General features: G+C 73.7%; 23 protein-coding genes. 9 read left to right on the forward strand and 14 right to left on the reverse strand.

Annotation, left to right across the window (positions count from 1 at the left end):
- Positions 1-32: 32 nt before the first annotated feature.
- Together ACLJTM_RS24365 and ACLJTM_RS24370 are read right to left on the reverse strand one after the other, a co-directional pair.
- Positions 33-782: a bifunctional DNA primase/polymerase gene (locus tag ACLJTM_RS24365; protein WP_411105839.1), complete on the reverse strand. Its 750-nt coding sequence runs from the start codon at positions 780-782 to the stop codon at positions 33-35.
- A gap of 161 nt (positions 783-943) precedes the next feature.
- Complete coding sequence (locus ACLJTM_RS24370; protein WP_411105840.1) at positions 944-1,555, reverse strand: TetR/AcrR family transcriptional regulator; 612 nt, start codon at positions 1,553-1,555, stop codon at positions 944-946.
- A 121-nt stretch (positions 1,556-1,676) separates the two neighbouring features.
- Here ACLJTM_RS24370 and ddaH point away from each other — a divergent pair, with 121 nt between their 5' ends.
- The gene (ddaH, locus tag ACLJTM_RS24375) at positions 1,677-2,525 is read left to right on the forward strand and encodes a dimethylargininase (RefSeq protein WP_411105841.1); all 849 of its coding nucleotides are present in this window, start codon (positions 1,677-1,679) and stop codon (positions 2,523-2,525) included.
- A 98-nt stretch (positions 2,526-2,623) separates the two neighbouring features.
- Here the strand turns inward: ddaH and ACLJTM_RS24380 are convergent, their stop codons facing one another.
- The gene (locus ACLJTM_RS24380) at positions 2,624-3,661 is read right to left on the reverse strand and encodes a small ribosomal subunit Rsm22 family protein (protein WP_411105842.1); all 1,038 of its coding nucleotides are present in this window, start codon (positions 3,659-3,661) and stop codon (positions 2,624-2,626) included.
- A 9-nt stretch (positions 3,662-3,670) separates the two neighbouring features.
- Positions 3,671-4,987 carry a Bcr/CflA family multidrug efflux MFS transporter gene (locus ACLJTM_RS24385; RefSeq protein WP_411105843.1) on the reverse strand — a complete coding sequence of 439 codons (1,317 nt, stop codon included), beginning with the start codon at positions 4,985-4,987 and terminating at the stop codon, positions 3,671-3,673.
- A gap of 108 nt (positions 4,988-5,095) precedes the next feature.
- Between ACLJTM_RS24385 and ACLJTM_RS24390 the strand changes: the two genes are divergently transcribed.
- Positions 5,096-5,857, forward strand: coding sequence for an SDR family oxidoreductase (locus ACLJTM_RS24390; protein ID WP_411105844.1), 762 nt, complete (start codon positions 5,096-5,098; stop codon positions 5,855-5,857).
- A 104-nt stretch (positions 5,858-5,961) separates the two neighbouring features.
- Positions 5,962-6,822, forward strand: a complete 861-nt coding sequence (locus ACLJTM_RS24395; RefSeq protein ID WP_411105845.1) for a PhzF family phenazine biosynthesis protein — start codon at positions 5,962-5,964, stop codon at positions 6,820-6,822.
- Between the two features lie 42 nt (positions 6,823-6,864).
- Here the strand turns inward: ACLJTM_RS24395 and efeU are convergent, their stop codons facing one another.
- The 3 genes from efeU to efeO are packed head-to-tail and all read right to left on the reverse strand — an operon-like array spanning position 6,865 to position 10,257.
- On the reverse strand, positions 6,865-7,725 hold the full coding sequence (efeU, locus tag ACLJTM_RS24400; RefSeq protein WP_411105846.1) for an iron uptake transporter permease EfeU: 861 nt from the start codon (positions 7,723-7,725) through the stop codon (positions 6,865-6,867).
- A gap of 23 nt (positions 7,726-7,748) precedes the next feature.
- A complete protein-coding gene (gene efeB / locus ACLJTM_RS24405; RefSeq protein ID WP_411106241.1) occupies positions 7,749-9,059 on the reverse strand; it encodes an iron uptake transporter deferrochelatase/peroxidase subunit in 1,311 nt (436 codons plus the stop codon).
- 46 nt (positions 9,060-9,105) lie between these two features.
- On the reverse strand, positions 9,106-10,257 hold the full coding sequence (gene efeO, locus ACLJTM_RS24410) for an iron uptake system protein EfeO (protein ID WP_411105847.1): 1,152 nt from the start codon (positions 10,255-10,257) through the stop codon (positions 9,106-9,108).
- A gap of 256 nt (positions 10,258-10,513) precedes the next feature.
- Between efeO and ACLJTM_RS24415 the strand changes: the two genes are divergently transcribed.
- The gene (locus ACLJTM_RS24415; RefSeq protein WP_411105848.1) at positions 10,514-11,182 is read left to right on the forward strand and encodes a PhzF family phenazine biosynthesis protein; all 669 of its coding nucleotides are present in this window, start codon (positions 10,514-10,516) and stop codon (positions 11,180-11,182) included.
- Positions 11,183-11,227: 45 nt separating this feature from the next.
- Here the strand turns inward: ACLJTM_RS24415 and ACLJTM_RS24420 are convergent, their stop codons facing one another.
- Complete coding sequence (locus ACLJTM_RS24420) at positions 11,228-11,875, reverse strand: heme oxygenase (biliverdin-producing) (protein WP_411105849.1); 648 nt, start codon at positions 11,873-11,875, stop codon at positions 11,228-11,230.
- A 134-nt stretch (positions 11,876-12,009) separates the two neighbouring features.
- Positions 12,010-12,867 (reverse strand): type I methionyl aminopeptidase, encoded by an 858-nt coding sequence (gene map, locus ACLJTM_RS24425; protein WP_411105850.1) that lies wholly within the window; start codon positions 12,865-12,867, stop codon positions 12,010-12,012.
- Positions 12,868-12,938: 71 nt separating this feature from the next.
- Between map and ACLJTM_RS24430 the strand changes: the two genes are divergently transcribed.
- Positions 12,939-13,175, forward strand: a complete 237-nt coding sequence (locus tag ACLJTM_RS24430) for a hypothetical protein (RefSeq protein WP_411105851.1) — start codon at positions 12,939-12,941, stop codon at positions 13,173-13,175.
- Between the two features lie 39 nt (positions 13,176-13,214).
- On the opposite strand, the gene ACLJTM_RS24435 is transcribed toward ACLJTM_RS24430, so the two are convergent.
- Entirely contained in the window at positions 13,215-13,820 is a 606-nt protein-coding gene (locus ACLJTM_RS24435) for a hypothetical protein (protein ID WP_411105852.1), read from the reverse strand.
- A gap of 166 nt (positions 13,821-13,986) precedes the next feature.
- On the opposite strand from ACLJTM_RS24435, the gene npdG reads away from it, so the two are divergent.
- On the forward strand, positions 13,987-14,706 hold the full coding sequence (npdG, locus tag ACLJTM_RS24440) for an NADPH-dependent F420 reductase (protein ID WP_411105853.1): 720 nt from the start codon (positions 13,987-13,989) through the stop codon (positions 14,704-14,706).
- 97 nt (positions 14,707-14,803) lie between these two features.
- Positions 14,804-14,995 (forward strand): hypothetical protein, encoded by a 192-nt coding sequence (locus ACLJTM_RS24445; RefSeq protein ID WP_411105854.1) that lies wholly within the window; start codon positions 14,804-14,806, stop codon positions 14,993-14,995.
- Between the two features lie 32 nt (positions 14,996-15,027).
- Here the strand turns inward: ACLJTM_RS24445 and ACLJTM_RS24450 are convergent, their stop codons facing one another.
- The gene (locus ACLJTM_RS24450) at positions 15,028-15,843 is read right to left on the reverse strand and encodes a site-2 protease family protein (RefSeq protein WP_411105855.1); all 816 of its coding nucleotides are present in this window, start codon (positions 15,841-15,843) and stop codon (positions 15,028-15,030) included.
- A gap of 82 nt (positions 15,844-15,925) precedes the next feature.
- Here ACLJTM_RS24450 and ACLJTM_RS24455 point away from each other — a divergent pair, with 82 nt between their 5' ends.
- Positions 15,926-19,318 carry an AfsR/SARP family transcriptional regulator gene (locus ACLJTM_RS24455; RefSeq protein WP_411106242.1) on the forward strand — a complete coding sequence of 1,131 codons (3,393 nt, stop codon included), beginning with the start codon at positions 15,926-15,928 and terminating at the stop codon, positions 19,316-19,318.
- A 62-nt stretch (positions 19,319-19,380) separates the two neighbouring features.
- On the opposite strand, the gene ACLJTM_RS24460 is transcribed toward ACLJTM_RS24455, so the two are convergent.
- The 3 genes from ACLJTM_RS24460 to panB all read right to left on the reverse strand — a co-directional run bounded on the left by ACLJTM_RS24460 (position 19,381) and on the right by panB (position 22,308).
- The gene (locus tag ACLJTM_RS24460; RefSeq protein WP_411105856.1) at positions 19,381-20,232 is read right to left on the reverse strand and encodes an ABC transporter permease; all 852 of its coding nucleotides are present in this window, start codon (positions 20,230-20,232) and stop codon (positions 19,381-19,383) included.
- The gene (locus ACLJTM_RS24465) at positions 20,229-21,251 is read right to left on the reverse strand and encodes an ATP-binding cassette domain-containing protein (RefSeq protein WP_411105857.1); all 1,023 of its coding nucleotides are present in this window, start codon (positions 21,249-21,251) and stop codon (positions 20,229-20,231) included. The genes ACLJTM_RS24460 and ACLJTM_RS24465 overlap by 4 nt, the downstream gene beginning before the upstream one ends.
- A 187-nt stretch (positions 21,252-21,438) precedes the next feature.
- Positions 21,439-22,308: a 3-methyl-2-oxobutanoate hydroxymethyltransferase gene (gene panB / locus ACLJTM_RS24470; RefSeq protein ID WP_411105858.1), complete on the reverse strand. Its 870-nt coding sequence runs from the start codon at positions 22,306-22,308 to the stop codon at positions 21,439-21,441.
- Positions 22,309-22,582: 274 nt separating this feature from the next.
- Between panB and ACLJTM_RS24475 the strand changes: the two genes are divergently transcribed.
- A complete protein-coding gene (locus ACLJTM_RS24475; protein WP_411105859.1) occupies positions 22,583-23,611 on the forward strand; it encodes an endonuclease/exonuclease/phosphatase family protein in 1,029 nt (342 codons plus the stop codon).
- The last annotated feature ends 59 nt before the right edge of the window (positions 23,612-23,670 follow it).

A 23,670-nucleotide genomic window follows, 5' to 3' on the forward strand; every position in this document is an offset into this window, starting at 1 on the left:
GCCCCTGGGCCGCCGGACGGGGGCCTACCGGCCTACCGGCCCAGCGGCCAGGCCACCGCGGCCGGGGTCTGCTCGGAGGAGCCCGCGTACCGGGCGCAGGCGTCGGTCAGGGTCTCCAGGAGGGTCAGGGGGTCCGGGAGGGGATGCTCCATGCCGCGGCGCCAGCTGACCCGCTGGTCACCGGGCAGCGCGGCCGGGGGGACCAGGACGTAGCTGCCGCGGCAGTGCCAGCGCAGCCCCGGGTGCTCGTCCATCGTCTCGGGGTGGCAGTCCAGTTCGCAGGGCCACCACTCGTCCTCGTCCTCGGGGGTGCCCCGGGTCGCGGTGAAGAAGAGCATCCGGGCCTGCTCGCCGGCGCCGCCCGACTCGGCGACCGGGCCGACCTCGACGCCGGCCTCCAGCAGGCGCTCCAGCGCGGCCAGTCCGGCTTCGAGGGGGACGTCCAGGACGTCGTGGACCATGCCGGTCGCGGTGACGAAGTTGGCCTGGGGCTGGCTGCGTGCCCAGCGTTCGACCTGGGCGCGGTCGGTGGTCGACTGGGTCTGCCAGGCGAAGGAGAGGGGGTGCCGGGCGGGGGTCGGACAGCCGATCCGGTCGCACGAGCACCGGTAGCCGGCGGGATGGGCGGCCGGTGCGAGCGGCAGGCCGGCGGCGGCGACGGCCAGCAGGAGCGCCTCGCGCTCCTGTCCGGGGTCCTCGGCGGCGGGCTTCTGCCGCCGGCGCAGCCACTGGGAGATCCTGCTCTGCTCGCCGCGTTGGACGCGGCCGGACTCAGACCCCATCTATCCCCTCACCAAACCGTTGCCCCGCAAGTCCTTCACATGGTCCCACCATCCTGCGCCCCGGGTGACCGGTCTCCCCGATCGGGGGCCGCGGAGGGAGGACCTGCACGGCCAGGTAACCACAGAACCAGGGCAGATGTTCCACGGGTGCCTCCGGCCGGCTACCCGCCGGTGACGTTCGCCACGCCCCGGAGCACCCGGTCCACCAGCGCGTCCGTGAACGCGTGGGTCAGCGGGGCCGTGCGCAGCAGCCAGCGGTGTGTCAGCGGCCCGAGGAGCATCTCCACCGTCAGCCGCAGATCGGCCTCCGGGTCCAGCTGCCCGGCCTCCTGCGCCGTGCGCAACCGGCTTTCGTACAGGGCGAGCTGGGGCTCCAGCAGCTGCGCGGTGAACTGGGCGCCGAGCTCCGGGTCGGTGGCCCCGGCTGCTGTCAGGGCCCGGGTGGCGGCGTCGTACTTCTCGTCGTTGAACTCGTCGACGGTGGCCCGCAGCACGGCCTTCAGGTCGGCCGCGAGGTCCCCCGAGTCGGGGAAGCCGGTCCAGCCGCCGTCCGCCTCGGCCTCTCCGGCGAGCGCCGTCGAGGCGTCGAGCAGGACGGCGGCCTTCGAGGGCCACCAGCGGTAGATGGTCTGCTTGCCGACCCCGGCGCGGGCGGCGATGGCCTCGATGGTCAGCTTGTTGTAGCCGACCTCCCCGACGAGGGCGAGCGCGGCGTCGAGGATGGCCCGCCGGGAGCGGTCGCTGCGGCGCGTGGCGTCAGGGGTCCTGGTCATTCCTCGAACATACCAACCAACCCGAGACGTATCGTCTCTGTCTCCGTTTCCAAACCACTCCATCAGTTCACTGCGCGGCCTCCCCGAAGGGGAGACGATTGCGTCCACACCGGCACGAGCCGTGCGCCATGCACGCCGTGCACGTCGTGAGGAGCCTTCTTTGCGCAGAGACGCCACACCCCGGCGCTACCTGATGTGCCCACCCGCACACTTCCGGGTCACGTACTCCATCAACCCGTGGATGGATCCCACGAAACCGGTGGACCTGCCCCTCGCACAGGCCCAATGGGAGGACCTCCGGGACCGCTACCGCGCCCTCGGACACACCGTGGAGACCCTCGTCCCCGATCCCGCACTGCCCGACATGGTCTTCGCGGCCAACGGGGCGCTCGTCGTCGACGGCCGGGTGCTCGGAGCCCGCTTCGCCCACCCGGAACGGACCGCCGAGGCCGGCCTGCACCTCGACTGGTTCCGCGCCCACGGCTACCGGGACATCCACGAGCCCGCCCACGTCAACGAGGGGGAGGGGGACTTCGCCGTCACCGCCGGGTACATCCTGGCGGGCCGCGGCTTCCGCTCCAGCCCGCTCTCGCACGACGAGGCCCAGGAGTTCTTCGGGCGGCCGGTCATCGGCCTCGACCTGGTGGACCCGCGCTACTACCACCTGGACACGGCCCTCAGCGTCCTCGACGGAGACGAGGTCATGTACTACCCGGGGGCCTTCTCGCCGGGCAGCCGGGCCGTGCTGCGCCGGCTGTTCCCGGACGCCCTGATCGCCACCGACGAGGACGCGGCGGCCCTCGGCCTGAACGCCGTCAGCGACGGCCGGCACGTGCTGCTGCCCCAGGCCGCGACCGGACTGCTGAAGCCGCTGCGCGACCGCGGCTTCGAACCCGTCCCCATGGACCTGGGCGAGCTGCTCAAGGGCGGCGGCAGTGTGAAGTGCTGCACCCAGGAACTGCGGCCTTGAGGACGCGGCCCCGAGGAGCCGGCCGTGACCGCGGGGCCGTGACCGCGGGGCCGTGACCGCGGGGCCGTGACCGCACGGTCACGGCCCCGCGGTCGCCGTCACTCGGCCGGCGGCCAGGCTTGGCCCCAGTCGGCGTCCCGCGCCGCTTTGTACAGGTCGCCGTGGCGCTTGGTCACGACGGCCCGGGTCAGGCCCGGCCCCCCGGCCTCGCCGGCCTCCGCGGAATCCGGGGCGGTGCGGCTGCACAGCTCCAGCTGGACCAGCCCCTTGCGGATCTGGGGCCTGCGCGTGATCCGGGCGGCGGCCGGCTCCACCGGGAAGCGGGTCGCGGCGACGTAGCTGAACTTCTCGTCCTCGTACGGGAGCGAGCCGCCCTTGACCTGGCGGTGCAGGGAGGACCGGCTGACCCGCGCCGAGAAGTGGCACCAGTCCTGCCCGACCGCAATCGGGCAGGTCCCGTCGTGCGGACAGGGCGCGGCCACCCGCAGCCCGGCCGCGATCAGCTGCTCGCGGGCCTCGCGGATGCGCAGGTAGCCCTCGGGCGTGCCCGGTTCGATCAGGACGACTGCCTGCCCGGCCCGCGCCGCCTCGGCGACGACGGCGGTACGCGCCTGCGGCGTCAGCTCGCCCAGCACGTAGGACACGGTCACCAGCGCGGCGTCCGGCACCGCCATCCCGGCGCCGATCACGGCCCGCCGCCACTCGGCCCCCCGCAGCACGGCGGAGGGGGCGGCGGCCGCCAGTTCCCGGCCCAGGGCCAGGGCGGGCTCGGCCCAGTCCAGCACGGTGGTCGGGCGGGGGCCCTCCCAGGTGGCGTCGGCGGCCCAGGCAGCCGCCCCGGTGCCGCCGCCGATGTCCACGTGCGAGCCGGGCGCCCAGCCGGGCGCGGCCAGCGCCAGACCGTCCAGCGCGGCCCGTACGGCCTCGAAGGTGGCCGGCATCCGGTACGCCGCGTACGCCGCCACGTCGGAACGGTCCCGCAGGACGGGGGAGTCGGTGGGGGTCCGCCCCCGGTAGCTGGCGATGAGCCGTTCGACGGCGGCGGTGGCCTGCCTGGGCGGCAGCCCGCCGAGCAGGCCGCCCAGCGCGGTGCGGAGGGACTCGGCGGAGGTGGGGGCGGGGGCGGAGGCGTTCACCAGCGAAGTTTAGTCCGCGGCCGGGGCGGCGGACTCCCGTCGGCGCCACGGCCGGCACATCCCGAGGAAGCAGCCCGCCGCAAGGACCGCGCACACCACCTGGACCACGGCCATCGGCACCGCCGTGTCCTCCCCGGCGATCCCGACCAGCGGCGAGGCGATCGCCCCGACCAGGAAGGAGGCCGTGCCGATCAGCGCGGAGGCGGAGCCGGCGGCGTGCGGGGTGCGCATCAGGGCCGGCGCGTTGGTGTTCGGCAGGATCACGCCCATCGAGGACATCAGCACGAACAGCGCGGCGGCGACCGGGAAGAGGCCGGCCTCCCCGAACACCCCGGTGGACATCAGCAGCAGCGCCACCGAGGCGGCCCCGGCGGTCGCGAGCCCCGCGGCCAGCACCTTGTCGAGGCTGACCCGGCCGACCAGCAGCTTGCCGTTGACCTGGCCGGCGGCGATCAGGCCGACGGAGTTGAGGCCGAACAGCAGGCTGAAGGCCTGCGGCGAAGCCCCGTAGATCTCCTGGATCACGAAGGGCGAGGCCGATATGTAGGCGAAGAGCACGGCGAAGGCGAAACCGCCCGCCAGCGTGTACCCGGTGAAGACCCGGTCCCCGAGCAGGCCGCCCATGGTCCGCAGGGCCGATCGCACCCCGCCGGTGTGCCGCCGCTCGGGCGGCAGCGTCTCGTCGAGCCGCCGCCAGACCAGCAGGGTGAGCAGCGCCCCGACCCCGGTCAGGACCACGAAGACGCCCCGCCAGTCGGCGAAGCGCAGCACCTGCCCGCCGATCAGCGGGGCCACGATCGGCGCGACGCCGGAGACCAGCATGAGGGTGGAGAAGAACCGGGCCATCTCGACCCCGTCGTACAGGTCGCGGACGACGGCCCGCGCGATGACGATCGCGGCGGAGCCGGCCAGTCCCTGGAGCAGCCGGAAGCCGATCAGGAGCTCGGCGGTGGGGGCGAAGGCGCATGTCGCGGTCGCGAGGACGTAGACGACCATGCCGGTCAGCAGGGGTGCGCGGCGGCCCCACCGGTCGCTCATCGGGCCGATGACGAGCTGCCCCAGGGCCATGCCGGCCAGACAGGCGGTCAGGGTGAGCTGGACGGTCGCGGCCGGGCTGTGCAGGGCGGCGGTGACCTGCGGCAGCGCCGGCAGGTACATGTCCATCGACAGCGGGGGCAGGGCGGTGAGCCCGCCCAGCATGAAGATGACGAGGAGACCCGTGCGGCGGGCCGCCGTCAGGGGGGCTGCGGCCTCGGGGGCCAAGGCGGAGGGCGACACGGGCGAGGACCCGTCCGAGGGGGTCGTCGCGGGGGCTCTCTCCGGCATGCGGCACTCCAGTCTTCTCGTCCTGCTCTCGAACCCCTGACCGCACCATGCTCTCAGCTGTCGGAACGCCCGGGGCCGGATGCGCGGTGTGACGTAGCCTGCGGCCCCATGAACGCACGCGTGAAGAAGACCGCCGTGGTGACCGGAGCCGGGTCCGGGATCGGCCGCTCCGTGGCCCTCGCCCTGGCCGGCGCCGGCTGGGCCGTGACCGTGGCCGGCCGGCGCCCAGAACCGCTGGAGGAGACGGCCCGCGCGGCCGGCGCGGACGCCGGGGTGCTGTGCGTCCCGGCGGACGTCGGCGACCCGCAGGACGTGGCCGCGCTGTTCACGGCCGTCCGGGAGCGCCACGGTCGCCTGGACCTGCTCTTCAACAACGCGGGGACCTTCGGGCCGGGCGGCGTCCCGCTGGAGGACATCAGCTACGAGGCCTGGCGCGCGGTGGTGGACGTCAACCTGACCGGGTCCTTCCTGTGCGCGCAGGCCGCCTTCCGGCAGATGAAGGAGCAGGACCCGCAAGGCGGCCGGATCATCAACAACGGTTCGATCTCCGCCCATGTGCCGCGCCCGCACTCCATCGCCTACACCGCGACCAAGCACGCCATGACCGGCCTGACGAAGTCGCTGTCCCTGGACGGGCGCCCGTACCGGATCGCCTGCGGCCAGATCGACATCGGCAACGCGGCCACCGAGATGACCGAGCGGATGCAGAGCGGCATCCTCCAGGCCGACGGCCGGCTGGCGGTGGAGCCGGTGATGGACGCCGCCGACGTGGCCCGGACGGTACTGCACATGGCGGAACTGCCGCTGGAGGCGAACGTGCAGTTCGCGACGGTCATGGCGACGGCCATGCCCTACGTCGGGCGCGGCTGACGGGCGCGGTCGGCTGACGCGGCCGGAGACCGCTCCCGGCTGACGCGGCCGGCGACCGCTGCCGGCCCGGGAATGGCGCCGGGAGGGGTGCGGTTGAGCTGATCATGACGACCGACGTACTGCGCTACACCGCCTTCTCCGGCGACCCCCAGGGCGGCAACCCGGCGGGGGTCGTCCTCGACGCGACCGGGCTCGACGACGCCGCCATGCTGGGGATCGCCGCCGGACTGGGCTACAGCGAGACGGCCTTCCTCACCGCGCCCCCCGAGGGCCTGGGCGGCGAGCCCGGCCGGGCCTTCACCGTCCGCTACTTCAGCCCCCGGGCCGAGGTCCCCTTCTGCGGGCACGCCACCGTGGCCACCGCCGTGGCCCTGGCCGAGCGCAACGGCCCCGGTGAGCTGCTCTTCGCGACCCGGGCGGGCACCGTCCCGGTGTCCGTCACCGCCGAGGGCGGGGCGCTGCGGGCCGTCCTGACCAGCGTCGAGCCCCGGGTCCTGCCGATCGCGCCGGAGGACCTCGCCGAGGCACTGGCCGCACTGGGCTGGCCCGCCGCCGACCTTGACCCGCTGCTCCCGCCGAGGATCGCCTACGCCGGGGCGCGGCACCTGGTGCTGGGCGCGGCCAGCCGGGCCCGCCTCGCCGACCTGGCCTACGACTTCGCCCGGCTGGAGGCCCTGATGCGGCGCCTCGACCTCACCACGCTCCAGCTGGTGTTCCGGGCGGGCCCGGACCTCTTCCACGTACGGGACCCCTTCCCCGTCGGCGGCGTGGTCGAGGACCCCGCCACGGGGGCGGCGGCCGCCGCCTTCGGCGCGTACGCCCGCGAGCTGGGCCTGGTCCCGGCGGACGCCGTGCTCACCCTGCACCAGGGCGAGGACATGGGCCGCCCGGGCGTCCTGACGGTGGAACTGCGCGCCGGGGACCCCCGGGTGCGCGTCGGGGGCGAGGGCGTGCAGATCACCTGACGCGGGCCGGGACCGCCCGCCCGCCGGCGGCCCGCCCGCGGATCAGCGGGCGGGCGGGGAGTCCGCCGCGTCCGCCGGCCGGGGGGCCGGCGCCGCGGGACGGGCGGCCTGCCCGGCGAAGAACAGCAGCAGCACCGGGACCGCGTACAGCACCCAGACCGCGGCCTGCAGGACGGTCGGGTCCGGCTGGAAGTTGAACACGCCCTTCAGGAGGGTGCCGTACCAGCTGTCCGGCGGGACGGCCGCCGTGACGTCGAAGGCCTTGTCGCCGAGACCGCCCAGGAAGCGCGCCTCCTGGAGGTCGTGGACCCCGTACGCGAGCACGCCCGCGGCCACGACCACGAGCATGCCGCCGGTCCACTGGAAGAACTTCGCCAGATTGATCTTCAGTGCGCCCCGGTAGAACAGCCAGCCCAGCACGACCGCCGTCGCGATGCCCAGCAGCACGCCGGCCAGCGGGGCCGAGGAGCCCTCGCCGCTGGCCCGGACCGAGGCCCATACGAAGAGCGCCGTCTCCAGGCCCTCGCGGCCCACCGCGAGGAAGGCGGTGGCGACCAGGGCGCCGGTGCCCATGGCGAGCGCGGTGTCCAGCTTGCCGTGCAGTTCGGCCTTCAGGTGCCGCGCGGTGCGCTTCATCCAGAAGACCATCCAGGTCACCAGGCCCACCGAGATGATCGACAGGGTGCCGCCCAGCAGCTCCTGCGCCTCGAACGTCAGCTCCTGGGTACCGAATTCGAGCACCGCGCCGAAGGCGAGGGAGATTCCGCAGGCGATCGCGATACCGGTCCAGATCGGGCGCAGTGCGTCCCGGCGGCCGGTCTTCACCAGGTACGCGACGAGGATGCAGACGACCAGACTGGCCTCCAGGCCCTCGCGCAGGCCGATCAGATAGTTGCCGAACACGGCGTTTTCCTCTCCGGCGGGGACTAGGCGAACAGCGCCCGGCCCCACCAGTCGTCCTCGTCGCGGACGCCCGGCGGGACGGCGAAGACGGCCGAACCCACGTGCTGGATGTATTCGTTGAGGACGTCGGACTTGGCCAGACGGCGCTGGACCGGCACGAAGCCGGTGCGGACGTCACGCTGGTAGGCGAGGAAGAACAGGCCCGCGTCGAGGCGGCCCAGTCCGTCGGTGCCGTCGGTGAAGGAGTAGCCGCGGCGCAGGATCGTCGCCCCGTTGTTGGAGTCCGGGTGCGCGAGGCGGACGTGCGCCTCGGGCTTCATCGCCTTCAGGAAGGGCTCGTCGCGCTCCTTGGACTTGCCGACGGGGGCGCCCTCGCCCTTGTCGCGGCCGAAGATGTCCTCCTGCTCCTGCAGGGAGGTGCGGTCCCAGGTCTCGATGTTCATCCGGATCCGCCGGGCCACCAGGTACGAGCCCCCGGTCAGCCAGTCGCTGCCGTCGCCGGCCGCGACCCACACGTGCTTCTCCAGCGCGGCCCGGTCGGTGCCGGAGATGTTCCGGGTGCCGTCCTTGAAGCCCATCATGTTGCGCGGGGTCTGCTCGTCCGGGGTGGTGGAGGAGGTCTTGCCGAAGCCGAGCTGGGACCAGCGCACCGCGGCCTTGCCGAAGCCGATGCGGGCCAGCTGCCGGATGGCGTGCACCGCGACCTGCGGGTCGTCGGCGCAGGCCTGTACGCAGAGGTCCCCGCCGGAGCGGGCCGGGTCCAGGTTGTCGCCGGGGAAGGCCTCCAGCTCCACCAGGGCCTCGGGGCGCCGGCCCTCCAGCCCGAAGCGGTCCTTGGCGAACAGCCCCGGACCGAAGCCGATGGTCAGGGTGAGCCGGGAGGCCTTCAGGCCCAGGGCCTCGCCGGTGTCGTCCGGCGGGGCCTGCGGGTGGCCGCCGAAGCCGCCCTCGCCGACCGGCTGGCCGGCCGTCATCCGGCGGGCCGCCGCGGTCCAGTCCTGGAGCAGCTTCACCAGCTCGGCGCGGTCCTTCGTCTTCACGTCGAACGCCGCGAAGTGCAGGCGGTCCTGCACCGCGCTGGCGATGCCGGCCTGGTGCTCGCCGTGGAAGGGCACGGCCGCCCCGGCGGACGCGGCGGGCACCGCGTCCGAGGAGGAGTCGAAGGCCGCGACCGCACCGCCCGCGGCGGCGGCGCCGAGCGCGAGCCCGGCCCCGCCCCAGCCCAGGACCGCGCGCCGGGAGGGCGCGGCCGCCGCGGGCGGCGTCGCGTCGCCGGCCGCCCGGCCGGCGCCGTCCTGCTCCGGGGACTGCCCGCCGGGCTCCGCCTGGTCCATCGCGCTCATCTGCCTCGTCTTCCCTCGGTCCGTGTCCGCCGGCCGGTCAGCCGGCCACGGCGGCGGCGAGCTTGGAGAGCGGCTCGGCCAGCGCGTTGACACCGTCCGACAGCTCCTTGCGCTCGGGCTCGCCGACCTTGTCGTACGAGGTGAACTCGTAACCGGTCTTGTCCGCGCGGTACTTGTCCAGGAGGGTGTTCAGCGCCGCGAACTGGGTGTCGAGCTGCTTGGCGAGCTCCGGGTCCTTCTTCGAGGCGACCGGCTTCAGCAGCTCGTACGCCTTCTGCGCACCCTCGACGTTCGCCTTGAAGTCCACCAGGTCGGTGTGCGAGTAGCGCTCCTCCTCACCGGTGACCTTGCCGGTGGCGACCTCGTCGAGGAGCTCCTTGGCGCCGTTGGCCATCGAGGTGGGGGTGATCTCCGCCTGGCCGACCTTCTTCTGCCAGTCCGTGAGGTCCGTGATCAGGGTGTCGGCGAGCTTCTTCTCCTCGTCGCCGATCTTGTTGTCGGCCCACAGGGCCTTCTCCAGCCGGTGCCAGCCGGTCCAGTCCTTCGCCGGGTCCTGACCGGGCTCCAGGCCGTCCTCGCGGACGTCGACCTTCGGGTCGATGTCGCCGAAGGACTCGGCGACCGGCTCGGTGCGCTCCCAGCCGATGCGGGAGGCGGCGTACGCCTTCTTCGCGCCCTCGACGTCGCCGGCCTTGACGGCGTCCGCGAAGGCCTGCGCCTTGGGGACGGTCTCCTCGGCCTGCGCGACCACGTACTGGCGGTAGGCGGCGACCGCGGCGTCGGCCTCGGGGCTGCGCTTCTCGGCGGAGCCCCCGCCGGTGGCCTTGACCTTCTGGCGCAGGCCGTCGCCCTTCATGCCGGGCTTGCAGACGATCTCGTAGTCGCCCGCCTTGATCTCGGCGGTGATGGAGGCCTTGGTGCCGGGCCCGATGTTCTCGCGCTCGGTCACGATGCGGTCGTCGGGGAAGAGCACGTAGAGCTCGGTGACCTTGGAGCCCTTGTTCTCCACGTCGATCTGGACCTTGCCGGAGGGGAACTCCGTCGTGGAGACCTCGCACGCGGTGTCGGAAGCCGCGACCGTGACCACCCCGTCGCCGCCCGCATCGCTCTTCTCGGCGCAACCGGTGACTGCGGTGAGGGCGGCGACCACCGAAACGGCGGCGGCGACGGTGAGGCGGGCGGGGCGCATGGGGGCTCCTGGTCGTATGGCGAAAGGGCCGTCCCAAGGGGGAGAGGCCGGTGAGGCGGACCTAACTTAACCGAGGCTTACCTGACACAAGGCCCCTCGTCCAGTGATTCGGCTCTCACGTCCCCGCCCCGGACACGGCGCTGTCACGGGCCGTCCACGGGAGCCCCAATGCCGGGTCAAGGGAGGGTCAAATCGGCAGGGGTCGCGCGCGCAGGCCCCGTACTGCGCCGCCGTGCGCTCGTGCTTCAATGCCCGCGTGAACGAACTGGACGTCCTGAAGGTCTTCTGCGCCGGAGACGGCCGGCACGGCAACCTGCTCGGCGTCGTGCGCGACGGCCGGTCCTGCCCGGACGACGCGTCCCGGCAGCGGCTGGCAGCCGGACTCGGCTACAGCGAGACGGTGTTCGTCGACGACCCCGAGCGCGGGATCGTCGACATCCGCACCCCCGGCACCCGGATGTCCTTCGCGGGCCACCCGCTGGTCGGGGTCGCCTGGCTGCTGGACATCGAGGAGCTGAGGCCCCCGGCCGGATCCGTCTGGGCCCGGGACGACGGGGAGTTCACCTGGATCACGGCCCGCCCGGAGTGGGTCGAGGGCAAGCACACCGAGCAGTACGCGCACCCCGCCGAGATCGACGCGCTGCCCGCCCCACCGCCGGGCGAGGGCTGGCTCTACGCGTGGGCCTGGGAGGACGAGGCCGCGGGCCGGGTGCGGGCCCGCGGGTTTCCGCGCCGCCCCGACGGGGCCGTCGTCGAGGACGAGGCCACCGGCTCGGTGGCGGTCCTGCTCACGGCGCAGCTGGGCCGCGCCCTGAACATCACCCAGGGGGCGGGCTCCCAGATCCTCACCGCCCCCGGACCCGACGGCACGGTCGAGGTCGGCGGCCGGGTCCGCTTCGCCCCGGACGTCCGGGCGCACGCCTGAACCGGGGAGGGGACGGGGCGCTGCGGTACGGGGCGCTGCCCGGGGTCACGCGCTGAGGGGGAACTGCTCGCCCAGCTCGCGGAAGACCGCGCCGTTGAAGTCGAAGGCGCGCTTGCACTCGTCGATGATGCGCTGCTTCTCCAGGTCGTCCGCGGCGATCGCGTCCAGCAGCCCGCGGTAGGTCCGCTTGAAGGCGGCCGGATTGGCGATGCCCGCGAAGACGTAGAAGCGGACCCCGTCCCCCTTGCGCGCGAAGCCCCAGGTGCGCTCGGCCTTGTCCCGGATGATCTGGCCTCCGGAGAGGTCGCCCAGGTAGCGGGTGTAGTGGTGGGCGACGTACCCGCCCGGCCACCGGGCGGCGCACTCGGCCACCCGCGCCGCGTACGCCGCGGTGGCGGGCAGGGCCGCCACGGACTCCCGCCAGTGCGGCCCCCGCAAGTGCTCCAGGTCGCGCTCGATCGCCGCGACGCGCATCAGCTCCGGCCGGATGAAGGGCCCGGCCACCGGGTCGTCCGCGAGGTCCGCCGCCGCGTCCTCCAGGGCCCGGTACACGAACCACAGCTGCTCGGTGTAGCGGGTGTAGGCGTCCACGCCGAGGCGTCCGCCGAGCAGGTCGCCCATGAAGGTCGACGTCTCGGCCTCGGTGTGCTGCTCGTGCGACGCGAGGCGGATGGCCGTGGAGAAGGCGTCCAAGGGGGACCTCCGAAGAAGAGGAAGGGGCGTGGCGGCGCCGCCGCCACGCCCGATCGTCCTGGTGAGGACAACCTCAGTCAATGTGTTCCCGACGTTCTGTCGGTAAAACGTCCTGTCCGGCTCCGGGCCGCCGCCTACGGAAGGGTCAGGATCTCCGCCCCGCTGTCCGTCACCACCAGCGTGTGCTCGAACTGCGCGGTGCGCTTGCGGTCCTTGGTGACGACCGTCCAGCCGTCCGCCCACATGTCGTACTCGTGGGTGCCCAGGGTCAGCATCGGCTCGATGGTGAAGGTCATCCCGGGCTCGATGACCGTGGTCGCGTGCGGGCTGTCGTAGTGCGGGACGATCAGACCGGAGTGGAAGGCGGAGTTGATGCCGTGCCCGGTGAAGTCCCGGACCACGCCGTAGCCGAACCGCTTCGCGTACGACTCGATGACCCGGCCGATGATGTTGATCTGGCGCCCCGGCTTGACCGCCTTGATGGCGCGGTTGAGCGCCTCACGGGTGCGCTCCACCAGCAGCCGCGACTCCTCGTCCACGTCCCCGCACAGGTAGGTGGCGTTGTTGTCGCCGTGCACGCCGCCGATGTACGCGGTCACGTCGAGGTTCACGATGTCGCCGTCGCGCAGGACGGTCGAGTCGGGGATGCCGTGGCAGATGACCTCGTTGACCGAGGAGCACAGGGACTTCGGGAAGCCCCGGTAGCCCAGCGTCGAGGGGTAGGCCCCGTGGTCGCACATGTAGGCGTGGGCGACCCGGTCCAGCTCATCGGTGGTCACCCCCGGTGCGATCAGCTTGGCGGCCTCCTCCATCGCCTGGGCGGCGATCCGGCCGGCGATGCGCATCGCCTCGATGGTCTCGGCCGACTGCACCTCCGGCCCGGTGTAGGGAGCGGGCGCGGGCTTGCCCACGTACTCGGGCCGGCGGATGTTTCCGGGAACGGAACGGACGGGAGAGAGCTCGCCTGGTACGAGCAGCGACTGACCGGACATGCAAGCGAGTGTATCCAGCGGTGATGGGGCAAGCTGGCGACAGAGAGCGGTACGAGAGGAGCCTCACGACGATGGCGCTGTTCAAGAAGCGGCAGGTGGGCAAAGCGGGCGAGTGGTACTACTGCCTCGTCCACAAGAAGGTCGAAGAGGGCCCCGACTGTCCGGCGAAGGACCGGTTCGGGCCCTACGCCACCCCCGAGGAGGCCAACCACGCCATGGAGACGGCGCAGGAGCGCAACCTCGAATGGCAGAACGACCCCAAGTGGAACGACAAGTCCCGCGACGAGGGCGAGGGGACGGCGCCGTAGACCGTCTCCGTCGACCCGTCTCCTTCGACCCGGGCGCCGTCACCAGCGGCTGGGCGGAGGCGCGGTCAGCTGGTCGGCCAGCCGCGCCAGCCGGTCCCGGAACCGGCGCGGCCCGCGCTGCGCCGGGAGGCTGTTCTCCCCGGCCGCCGCACTGACCAGGTGCTGCACCGTGTCAAGGTCCAGCTCGGCGGCGCCGGGCGCCACCGACAGCGCGTCGTGCGCGAGCGCGGCCAGCTCCCGGTCCCCGCCGTCCAGGGACAGGACGGTCGCCCCCGCACGCCGGGCGTCGTGGACCCGCTCCAACAGTCCCTCACCGGGCCGCTCCGGGGCCACGACCAGCAGGGTGTGCCCGCGCCGGGCCGCCGCCAGCCGGCCCAGCCCCACCGACAGGTGCGGCGGCTCGCCGGGCCGCACCCGGTGGCGCACCAGCGTCGGCGCCAGCTGCGGCAGCCCCGACCAGGCGGCTTCGTCGACCAGGTGGGCCGCCAGGTGCCAGGGCTCGTACTCCTCGGTCCCCACCAGCAGCAGCCTCCCCCCGGCCGGCACGACGGAGCGGCGCAGCGAACCCGCGAACCGGCGCGCGGCGCCGGGCCACTGCGTACCGGCGAGCACCTCGCGCAGCAGCGCGACCCTCACGGCGTCCATGCCGGCATCCTGCACCATGGACGCGCCGTCCGGAGGGGTTTGCGCCCAGCGGCACTCTCCCTCGGTACCCGGCCGCACCCCGCCCCGGCCGCACGCCGCCCGGCCGCACCCCGCCCCGGGCGCCCGGCCGTTCGACTCTGCGCGCGGCGGGGTTACCCTCGCCCCCATGACCTCCACAGACAGCACTCAGACGCCGCCGGCCGCGAAGGCGCCGGCCAAGGACCCGTGGGAGCTCCCCGACGTGTCCGGCCTCGTCGTCGGCGTCCTCGGCGGCACCGGCGACCAGGGCCGCGGACTGGCGTACCGGCTCGCCCGGGCCGGCCAGAAGGTGATCATCGGCTCCCGCGCGGCGGACCGTGCCCGCGGCGCCGCCGAAGAGCTCGGCCTCGGCGTGGAAGGCGCGGACAACGCCGAGTGCGCGCGCCGCAGCGACATCGTCATCGTCGCGGTGCCCTGGGAGGGCCACGCCCAGACCCTGGTATCGCTGCGCGAGGACCTCGCGGGCAAGCTCGTGGTGGACTGCGTCAACCCGCTCGGCTTCGACAAGCAGGGCGCCTACGCCCTCCAGGTCGAGGAAGGCAGCGCGGCCCAGCAGGCGGCGGCCCTGCTCCCCGACTCCCGGGTCACGGCGGCCTTCCACCACCTCTCGGCGGTCCTGCTGCAGGACGAGACGGTCGAGGAGATCGACACCGACGTGATGGTCCTCGGCGAGGTCCGCGCCGACACCGACCTGGTCCAGGCCCTGGCCGCCCGCATCCCCGGCATGCGCGGCGTCTTCGCGGGCCGCCTGCGCAACGCCCACCAGGTCGAGTCCCTGGTGGCCAACCTGATCTCCGCCAACCGCCGCTACAAGGCCCACGCAGGCCTGCGCCTCACGGACGTCTGAGGCGGCCCGCCCCGGCTGCTCCTTACGGGAGCACTGCGGGGCATGGGGGACACTGGAGGGGCTCGACCCCCTTCAGTGTCCCCGAGGAGCCCCGTCCATGCCCCGCCTTGCCGTCTTCGCCGTCGTCTGCTGCGTCCTCGCCCTGGCCGCCGCCGTGGTCGCCTTCGTGGAGGGCAGCTTCCTGGGGATCGTCTGGGTGCTGCTGGCCGGCGTCACGTCCAACATGGCCTGGTACTACGTCCGCAAGGCGAAGGCCGACAAGGCCGACAAGGCCGCTGCCGCCGGCTAGGCGGCAGTGGGAGCCCCGGCCTCGCCGCCCGGTCAGCGCTGGGGGGACGCGCAGAAGAAGAACCCGTCGCCGCGCCAGAAGCTGTACAGCTCGCGGCCGCAGTACGCGTCCGTCCCGGCCACTCCCAGCCCCTCCAGCACCCCGTTGACCACGCCGAAGAAGAAGGCGTTGACCTCCGGGATCCACAGCAGTGCGAAGACCGCGACCAGGCCGAACGGCGCCAGCGGCGCCACCTGCCGGCGGATCCCGTGGGACAGCCAGGGCTCGATGACCCCGTAGCCGTCCAGGCCCGGCACCGGCAGGAAGTTCAAGATCGCCGCCGAGACCTGGAGCAGCGCCAGGAACGCCAGGGCGTAGCGGAAGGGCGTGGGGACCCCGTCGAGGGCGTCCAGCCAGAACGGGGCCGTGCAGACCACGGCGAAGGCCACGTTGGTCAGCGGACCCGCCGCCGAGACCAGGCTGTGCTTCCAGCGGCCCCGGATCCGGTCCCGCTCGATGTACACGGCGCCGCCGGGCAGGCCCAGCCCGCCCAGGATCACGAAGACCACCGGCAGGACGATGCTGAGCAGGGCGTGCGTGTACTTCAGCGGGTTCAGCGTCAGGTAGCCCTTGGCCCCCACCGTCAGGTCGCCGCCGTGCAGGGCGGTCCGGGCGTGCGCGTACTCGTGCAGGCACAGGGAGACGATCCAGGCCGAGGTGACGAAGAGGAACACCGCGAGGCCCGTGCTCGTCGAGTACCCCGTCCACACGGCCCATCCGGTGACCGCCATGACGGCGGCGATCCCGAGGAACACCGAACTGATGCGGCGCTCACCGCGGCTGCCCTGACGCTCCACACGCTGACCCATGCGGCGAAACCTATCCCGGGAGCCCGGCGGAAAACGGGTCGGGTCCGGGGACGGGTGCGGGGACAATGGGCCGGTGCGCTACATGATCCTCGGTACCACCCAGGCCCTCCGCGACGACGGGAGCCCCCTCCCCGTCGGCGGACCGCGGCTGCGCGCCCTCCTGACGGCGCTCGCCCTGCGGCCGGGGCGGGCGGTCCCCGCACGGCTGCTCGTCGCCGAGGTGTGGGACGGCGACCCGCCGGCCGATGCCGTCGCCGCCCTGCAGGCACTGGTGGCCCGGCTGCGGCGGGCCCTGGGACACGCGGCCGTGCACTCCGCGGAGGGCGGCTACCGACTGGCCGCCGAGCGGGAGGACGTCGACCTGTACCGCTTCGAGCGGCTCGCCCTGGCCGGCGACGCGGCCCTCGCCGGGGGCGACCCCGCCCGGGCGAGCGCCCTCTACGAGGAGGGGCTGGCCCTGTGGCGCGGCCCCGCCCTGGCCGACCTGCCGGACCCGGCCGCCGAGGCCGCACGCTGGGAGGCCGTACGGGAGGACGCCCGCCGGGGTGTGCTCGCCGCGGCCCTGGCGCTGGGCCGGGCCGAGCGGGTGCTGCCGGAGCTGACCGCGCTGTGCGCACGGCAGCCGCTGGACGAGACCCTCCAGGCGCTGCGCATCAGGGCGCTGCGGGACGCGGGCCGCCCCGCGGAGGCGCTGGCCGCGTACGAGGCCGTCCGCCGGGACCTGGCCGACCGCCTGGGCACCGACCCGGGCCCGGCGCTGCGCGCCCTGCACGCCGAACTCCTGGACCCCGCGCCGGCCGCCCCCGCCCCGGCCGACCCCGCCGCCTCCGCGGCGCCGGCCTCCGCCCCCGTGGTGTCCGCCGCGCCCGCCGCCCGGGCCGCCGCCGTCTCCGCGGCCGTCGCCGAGCAGGGCAATCTGCGGGCCCGGCTGACCACCTTCGTCGGCCGGGAGGACGACATCCGGGTCATCGGGGACGATCTGGCGCGGGCCCGCCTCGTCACCCTGCTCGGGCCCGGCGGGGCGGGCAAGACCCGGCTGTCCCAGGAGGCCGCCGAGGTGCACGCCGCCGGCGCCGCCGGGCCGGGCGGCGCGGGCGGCCCGGGCCGCGGGGGCTGGCCGGACGGGGTGTGGCTGGTCGAACTCGCCCCCGTCGACGACCCCGAGGACGTCGCCGAAGCCGCGCTCGCCGCGCTCGGCGCCCGCGAGACCAAGCTGCGCGGCGCCGCCGCCGAGGAACTGCGGGCCCTGACCGACCGCGGCGGGTCCGACCCCCTGGACCGGCTCGTCGAACACTGCGCCCGGCTGCGGATCCTGCTGCTCCTGGACAACTGCGAGCACGTCATCGGCGCCGCCGCCGCACTCGCCGAACGGCTCCTCACGCACTGCCCCGGCGTGCAGGTCCTCGCCACCAGCCGCGAACCCCTCGGCGTGCCGGGAGAGGCCCTGCGCCCGGTGGAACCGCTGCCCGACCCGGTCGCGCTGCGCCTGCTCGGCGACCGCGGGGCCGCCGCCCGGGCCGGGTTCAGCACGGCCGAGGACCCGGCCGCCGCCGCCGAGATCTGCCGCCGCCTCGACGGCCTGCCGCTGGCCATCGAACTGGCCGCCGCCCGGCTGCGGCTGCTCACCCCGCGGCAGATCGCCGACCGGCTCGACGACCGCTTCAAGCTGCTGACCGGCGGCGCCCGGACGGTCCTGCCCCGCCAGCAGACCCTGCGGGCCGTCGTCGACTGGTCCTGGGACCTCCTCGACGAAGCCGAACGCACCGTGCTGCGCCGCCTGTCCGTCTTCGCCGGCGGCTGCGAGCTCGCCGCAGCCGAAGCCGTCTGCGCCGACTCCCCGGACACCGCCGCCGACGTCGTCGGCCTGCTCGGCTCCCTCGTCGACAAGTCCCTCGTGGTGGCCGCCCCCGGGCCCGACGGCTCCGCCATGCGCTACCGCCTGCTGGAGACCGTCGGCGAGTACGCCGCCGAGCGCCTCGCCGAAACCGACGGGGACCGCGCCGCCACCGAACGCCGCCACCTCGTCCACTACCGCGAACTGGCCCGTACCGGCGAGCCCCTGCTGCGCGGCCACGGCCAGCGCGCCGCCGCCGACCGGATCGCCACCGAGTACGAGAACCTCCGTACCGCCCTGCGCCGGGCCGTCGCCGCCCGCGACGTCGGCGAGGTGCTGTGCCTGGTCCACGCCCTGGGCTGGTACTGGCACATGCACGACCTGCGCGCCGAGTCCCGGCACTGGACCGAGGCGGCCGCGGCACTGGGCCCCAACCCCTTCCAGGCGCCCGTGGTCCCCGCCGAACCGGTCCACGAGCTGCTCGTCGACTCGCCGCCGCCCTACTCCGGCGAGCAGCTCACCGAGGCCTGGCGCGCCGTCCACCTGGTCCTGCTGGCCTCACGGGACCAGACCAACGAGACCTGGGACACCCCGGAGGCCAAGGCGCAGGTCGCGGGCGTCCTCGCCGCCTACCGGCCCGGGCTCCCGCAGACCTGCCGGACCCCCGGCTCCCTGTGGATCTACGCCGTCATGATCGCGGGGGACCCCGGACTGCTCAGACGGGTCGTCGACGAGAGCGTCGGCACGGCCCGCGCACTCGGCTACCGCTGGGAACTGGCCTCCGCCCTCCAGCTGCGCGCCAACATCCTCGCCAACCGCGCCGACTGGGCGGGCGACGCCGCCCGTGACGCCGACGAGAGCCTCGCCCTCTTCCGCGAGCTCGGCGACGCCTGGGGCTGCGCCGAGGCGCTCTCCGCGCGCGCCGAGTCCCGGGAGAAGCGCGGCGAGTACGGCCCGGCCACCCGGGACTACCGCGAGGCCATCGCCTACGCCGAACGCCTCGGGGCCAAGGCCCAGGTGGCGGTCCTGCGGGTACGGATGGCGGGCACCCTCGCCGAGGACGGCAGCTTCGAGGAGGCCGAGCAGATCCTCACCGAGGCCGCCGACACGGTGCAGCGCTACAGCAACGAGGCCCTGCCCGCCGCACGGATGTTCCTCGGCAGCATCCTGGGACGCACCGGCCGCTTCGCCGAGGCCCGTGCCCAGCTCCAGCTGCTCCGCGAGGAGTTCGCCTTCGGTGCCTTCGCCGTCTTCGACAACTTCCTGCTCGGCACGCTGGCCTGGCTGGACAACCGGGAGGGCGCGCACGAGGACGCCCTGAAGCGGCTGCGCCAGGCCATGGCCACCGCCTGGGATCCGATGGCGCGGCTGGTGGCGCCCCAGATGCCGGCCGTCTACCTGATGGGCGCCGCCCTCGCGCTGGCCTCGCCGGGCGGCCCCCGGCGGGAGTACGACGCCGCGCGGCTGCTCGGCGCCTACCGGGCCCATCTGCCGCCGGGGCACTTCCCGGTGACGACGGAACGCGAGGACGCCGCCCGTACCGAGGAACTGGCGCGGGCGGCGCTGGGCGACGCCGCCTTCGAGGCGGCCTGCGCCGAAGGCGGCGGCCTCACCCTGGAGGAGGCCACCGCCCTGATCTGACCCGGGCCCGTCGGGGCCCGTCCGGGACGCGATCCGAACGGACCGATCCGACCCCGGCCGGATCAGGTCTTCTGGCGGAACTTGCGGACCGCGAGCGGCATGGTGACGGCGGTGAGGCCCACCGACCAGGCCAGCGTGATCCACACGGAGTTGCCCAGGGCGGTCCCGTTGATCAGGCCGCGGGCCGCATCGGCCAGGTTCGACAGCGGATTGACGTCGGTGAAGCTCTGCAGCCAGCCCGGCATCGTCGTCGGCGGCGCGAAGATCGAGCTGCCGAACTGCAGCGGCATCAGGACCAGCATCGCCATGCCCTGGACCGCCTGCGCGGTCTTCAGGGTGAGACCCAGCAGGATGAAGATCCACATCAGCGAGGCGCCGAAGACCGCCGACAGCCCGATGGCGAGGAAGAGGTCCAGCACCGAGGACTTGATCGACAGGCCGAGCAGGAAGCCCATGCCGAGCAGGATCGCGATGGCGACCATCATCCGGCCGAGCTCGACCACGATCTTGGCGATGAGCACCGAGGAGCGGGCGATCGGCATGGACCGGAAGCGGTCCATCACGCCCTTCTTGAAGTCGTCGTTGACGCCGGTGCCGACCCCCATCGCGATGTTCATGCCCATCATCGCCATCAGGCCGGGCACCACGTAGTTGACGTACTCGCCCTGGTTGCCCTTGCCGGAGATCGCACCGCCGAAGACGAACACGAACAGGAGCGTGAAGATGACCGGCATGAACAGGACGTCGAACATCGACTCCGGATCCTGCTTGATCTGCAGGGCGTTGCGCCGGACCAGGGCGCCGATGTGGCGCAGGTTGCCCCGCAGGCCGATCCGGCCGTCGGCCTCGGCCCGCGGACCGGCGGGCGCAGGGGCCGCGGCGGTGGTGGGCTTCGTCGTGGTTACGGTGCTCATGCCGCGACCTCCTCGGTCTTCTCGGTGGGGACGCAGTCCTCGGCGGAGAGGGGCTTCTGGCCGGTGATGGCCAGGAACACCTCGTCGAGGCTGGGCAGGTAGGTGCCGAGGTCGGCGATCGCGTGCCCGCGGGCCGCCAGCAGGCCGACCACGGCGGTCAGCTGCTCGTCGCTGAGGATCGGGACGAGCAGGACGCCCTCGTCCGGTACGGCCTGGGAGCCGGCGACGCCGTCCAGGCCGGCCTCGGCCAGCGCACGGGCCATGCCGGGCAGGTCCGCCGGGTCCACCGGGCGGATCTTCAGGGTGCGCCCGCCGACCCGGGCCTTCAGCTCGTCGACCTTGCCGTTGGCGATGACCTTGCCGCGGTCGATGACCGTCAGCTCGCTGGCGAGCTGCTCGGCCTCCTCCATGTACTGGGTGGTGAGCAGCACGGTGGCGCCCTCGGCGACCAGCCGCTGCACCTCGTCCCACACCTCGTTGCGGGTGCGGGGGTCCAGACCGGTGGTCGGCTCGTCCAGGTAGAGGACGGCCGGGTTGCCGATCAGCGAGGCGGCCAGGTCGAGCCTGCGGCGCATGCCGCCGGAGTAGTTCATGACGGCCTTCTTGGCCGCCTCCGTCAGGGAGAACCGTTCCAGCATCTCGTCCGAGCGGCGCCGGGCGTCCTTGCGGGAGAGGTCGAGCAGCCGCCCGATCATGTAGAGGTTCTCCCAGCCGGAGAGCTTCTCGTCGACCGAGGCGTACTGGCCGGTGAGGCCGATGGTGCGGCGCAGCTGCCGGGGCTGGCGCACCACGTCGTAGCCCGCGACCCGGGCGGTGCCCGCGTCCGGGACGATCAGGGTGGACAGGCAGCGCACCAGGGTGGTCTTGCCGGCGCCGTTGGGCCCGAGGACCCCGAGGACCGTGCCCTCACGGACGTCCAGGTCGACACCGTCGAGGGCCTTGGTCTCGCCGTAGTGCTTGACCAGCCCCCGCACCTCTACGGCATGGGGGTTCTTGTCGTTTCGCGTCATGTCCCTCATGGGACCACCCGCCACTGACAAAGCACCGACAAGTGACCGACAGCCGGCCGACAGGCAGCCGGCCGCGAGCGGTCCCCGCCCTCCGGCGGCCGGCACCGGTCCGACGGCCCGGCGCCCGGACGCACGGCGGCCCGCCGACCCGCGGGTCGACGGGCCGCCGGATGCAGCGGGGGCATCCCCCCGGGGATCAGTGGAAGGCGTGCTCCGCCTGCGGGAACCCTCCGCCGACCACGTCCTCGGCGAAGGCCTTCGCCGCGTCCCCCATGGTCTGGCGGAGGTTCGCGTACTGCTTCACGAACCGCGGCAGCTTCCCGCTCGTGAGGCCCATCATGTCCGTCCACACCAGTACCTGCGCGTCGCACTCCGAGCCCGCGCCGATGCCGACGGTCGGAATGTTCAGGGACCGGGTGACCTCGGCGGCCAGCTCGGCCGGGACCAGCTCCAGCACCACCGCGAAGGCGCCCGCGTCCTGCGCCGCCTTCGCGTCGCGCAGCAGCCGGTGGGCGGCCTCGTCGCCGCGGCCCTGCACCCGGTAGCCCATGGCGTTGACGGACTGCGGGGTCAGGCCCAGGTGGGACATGACGGGGATGCCGGACTGCACGATCAGCTCGGTCTGGGGCAGCGAACGCTCGCCGCCTTCCAGCTTCACCGCTCCCACACCGGCCTCCTTGACGAGGCGGGTCGCACTGCGCAGCGCCTGCACGGCGCCTTCCTGGTACGAGCCGAACGGCAGGTCTCCGACGACCAGGGCCCGGCTGGTGCCCCGGACGACGGCCGCCGACAGCAGGGTCATCTCGTCCATCGTCACGGGGACGGTGGTCTCGTACCCGAGGTGGCAGTTGCCCATCGAGTCGCCGACCAGGATCACCGGGATGCCGGACTCGTCGAAGACGGACGCGGTCATCGCGTCGTAGGCGGTGAGCATGGGCCACTTCTCGCCCCGCTCCTTGGCGAGGGTGAGGTCGCGGACGGTGATGCGCCGGGTGCCCGTGCCTCCGTACAGGGTGGGGGAGGCCGACGGGGCGGATGCGCGGGCAGGCGAAACGGCATGCGTCATTGCAACGGCTCCTTGTGTCATCTCGAGGCACCCTCACGGCGTCCCCGGACTCCCCTCCATGGTGGCACCTGCCCGGCCCGAGGCGGAAGTGGGACGTGCCACGTCCGCCAATGTGCGCGTTTCGTGACAAGCGGAACCCCCGGGTCGAGGCCGTTCGTCCTCCCGGACGTACGACCGCGACAGACGGTCGTGATGTAGGGCACGGAAGGCCCCGTCCATCGCCTAGGGTCAAGGGGCGGGGACTGGGCGCGAGCACGGCAGCGAGGGCAGTGGCATGGCACAGGCGTACATGACGGAGACGGGAAACGGCGGCTCGGAGCCCGAGCCCTCCGGAACCCGCTTCCGGCGCCGACTGGCCGCCTTGCGGGGTGACCGGGGGATCTGGCGGCGCGGGCTGGTGCTGGCCGCCCTCTCCCTCCTGATCTCCCTGATCATGATCTTCCACGCCGAGCTGCCCAACGACGTGGGCAACCTCGGCAGCCTCACCGAGACCTTCCTGCCCTGGCTGGGCGCGGCGATCCCGCTGCTGCTGGCCGCCGCGGTCTTCCGCCGGTCCGCGACCGCGCTGATCGCGGTCGTCCTGCCGGCCGTGGTCTGGGCGAACCTGTTCGGCGGACTGGTCACCGGGAAGTCCGGGCCGGGCGGCAACCTCGTGGTCGCCACCCACAACGTCGACGCCGACAACCCCGACCCGCAGGGCACCGCCGCATCCGTCGCGAAGTCCGGCGCCGACGTGCTGGCCCTGACGGAGCTCAAGGCGGGCGCCGTCCCCGCGTACGAGAAGGCGCTCGCCGCCACGTACAAGTTCCACGCGGTCGAAGGCACCGTCGGGGTGTGGAGCAAGTTCCCGCTGACCTCCAGCAAGCCCGTGGACATCCGGCTGGGCTGGACCCGCGCCATGCGCACCACGGTCGCCACGCCCTACGGGGACATCGGCGTCTACGTCGCCCACCTGCCCTCGGTGCGCGTCAAGCTCAACGCGGGCTTCACCGCCAACCAGCGCGACGACAGCGCCGACGCGCTGGGCTCCGCGCTGGCCTCCGAACCGCTCAAGAAGGTCATCCTGCTCGGTGACCTCAACGGCACGATGAACGACCGCGCCCTGTCCGAGGTCACCTCGCAGATGCGCTCCACCCAGGGCGCGGTCGGCGACGGCTTCGGCTTCAGCTGGCCCGCCCCGTTCCCGATGGCCCGGATCGACCAGATCATGGTCCGCGGGATCACCCCGGAGGCCTCCTGGACCCTGCCGCGCACGGGCAGCGACCACCTCCCGGTGGCGGCCCGGGTGACCGCCCGGCTGTAGCCCGCCCGGCGCACGGCCCGGCCGTACGGCTCCCCGCCGGCCGGGCCCCGCCCCGCAGC

Origin of the sequence: Streptomyces sp. cmx-4-9, assembly GCF_046548835.1 — a bacterium.
Lineage (GTDB): Bacteria > Actinomycetota > Actinomycetes > Streptomycetales > Streptomycetaceae > Streptomyces.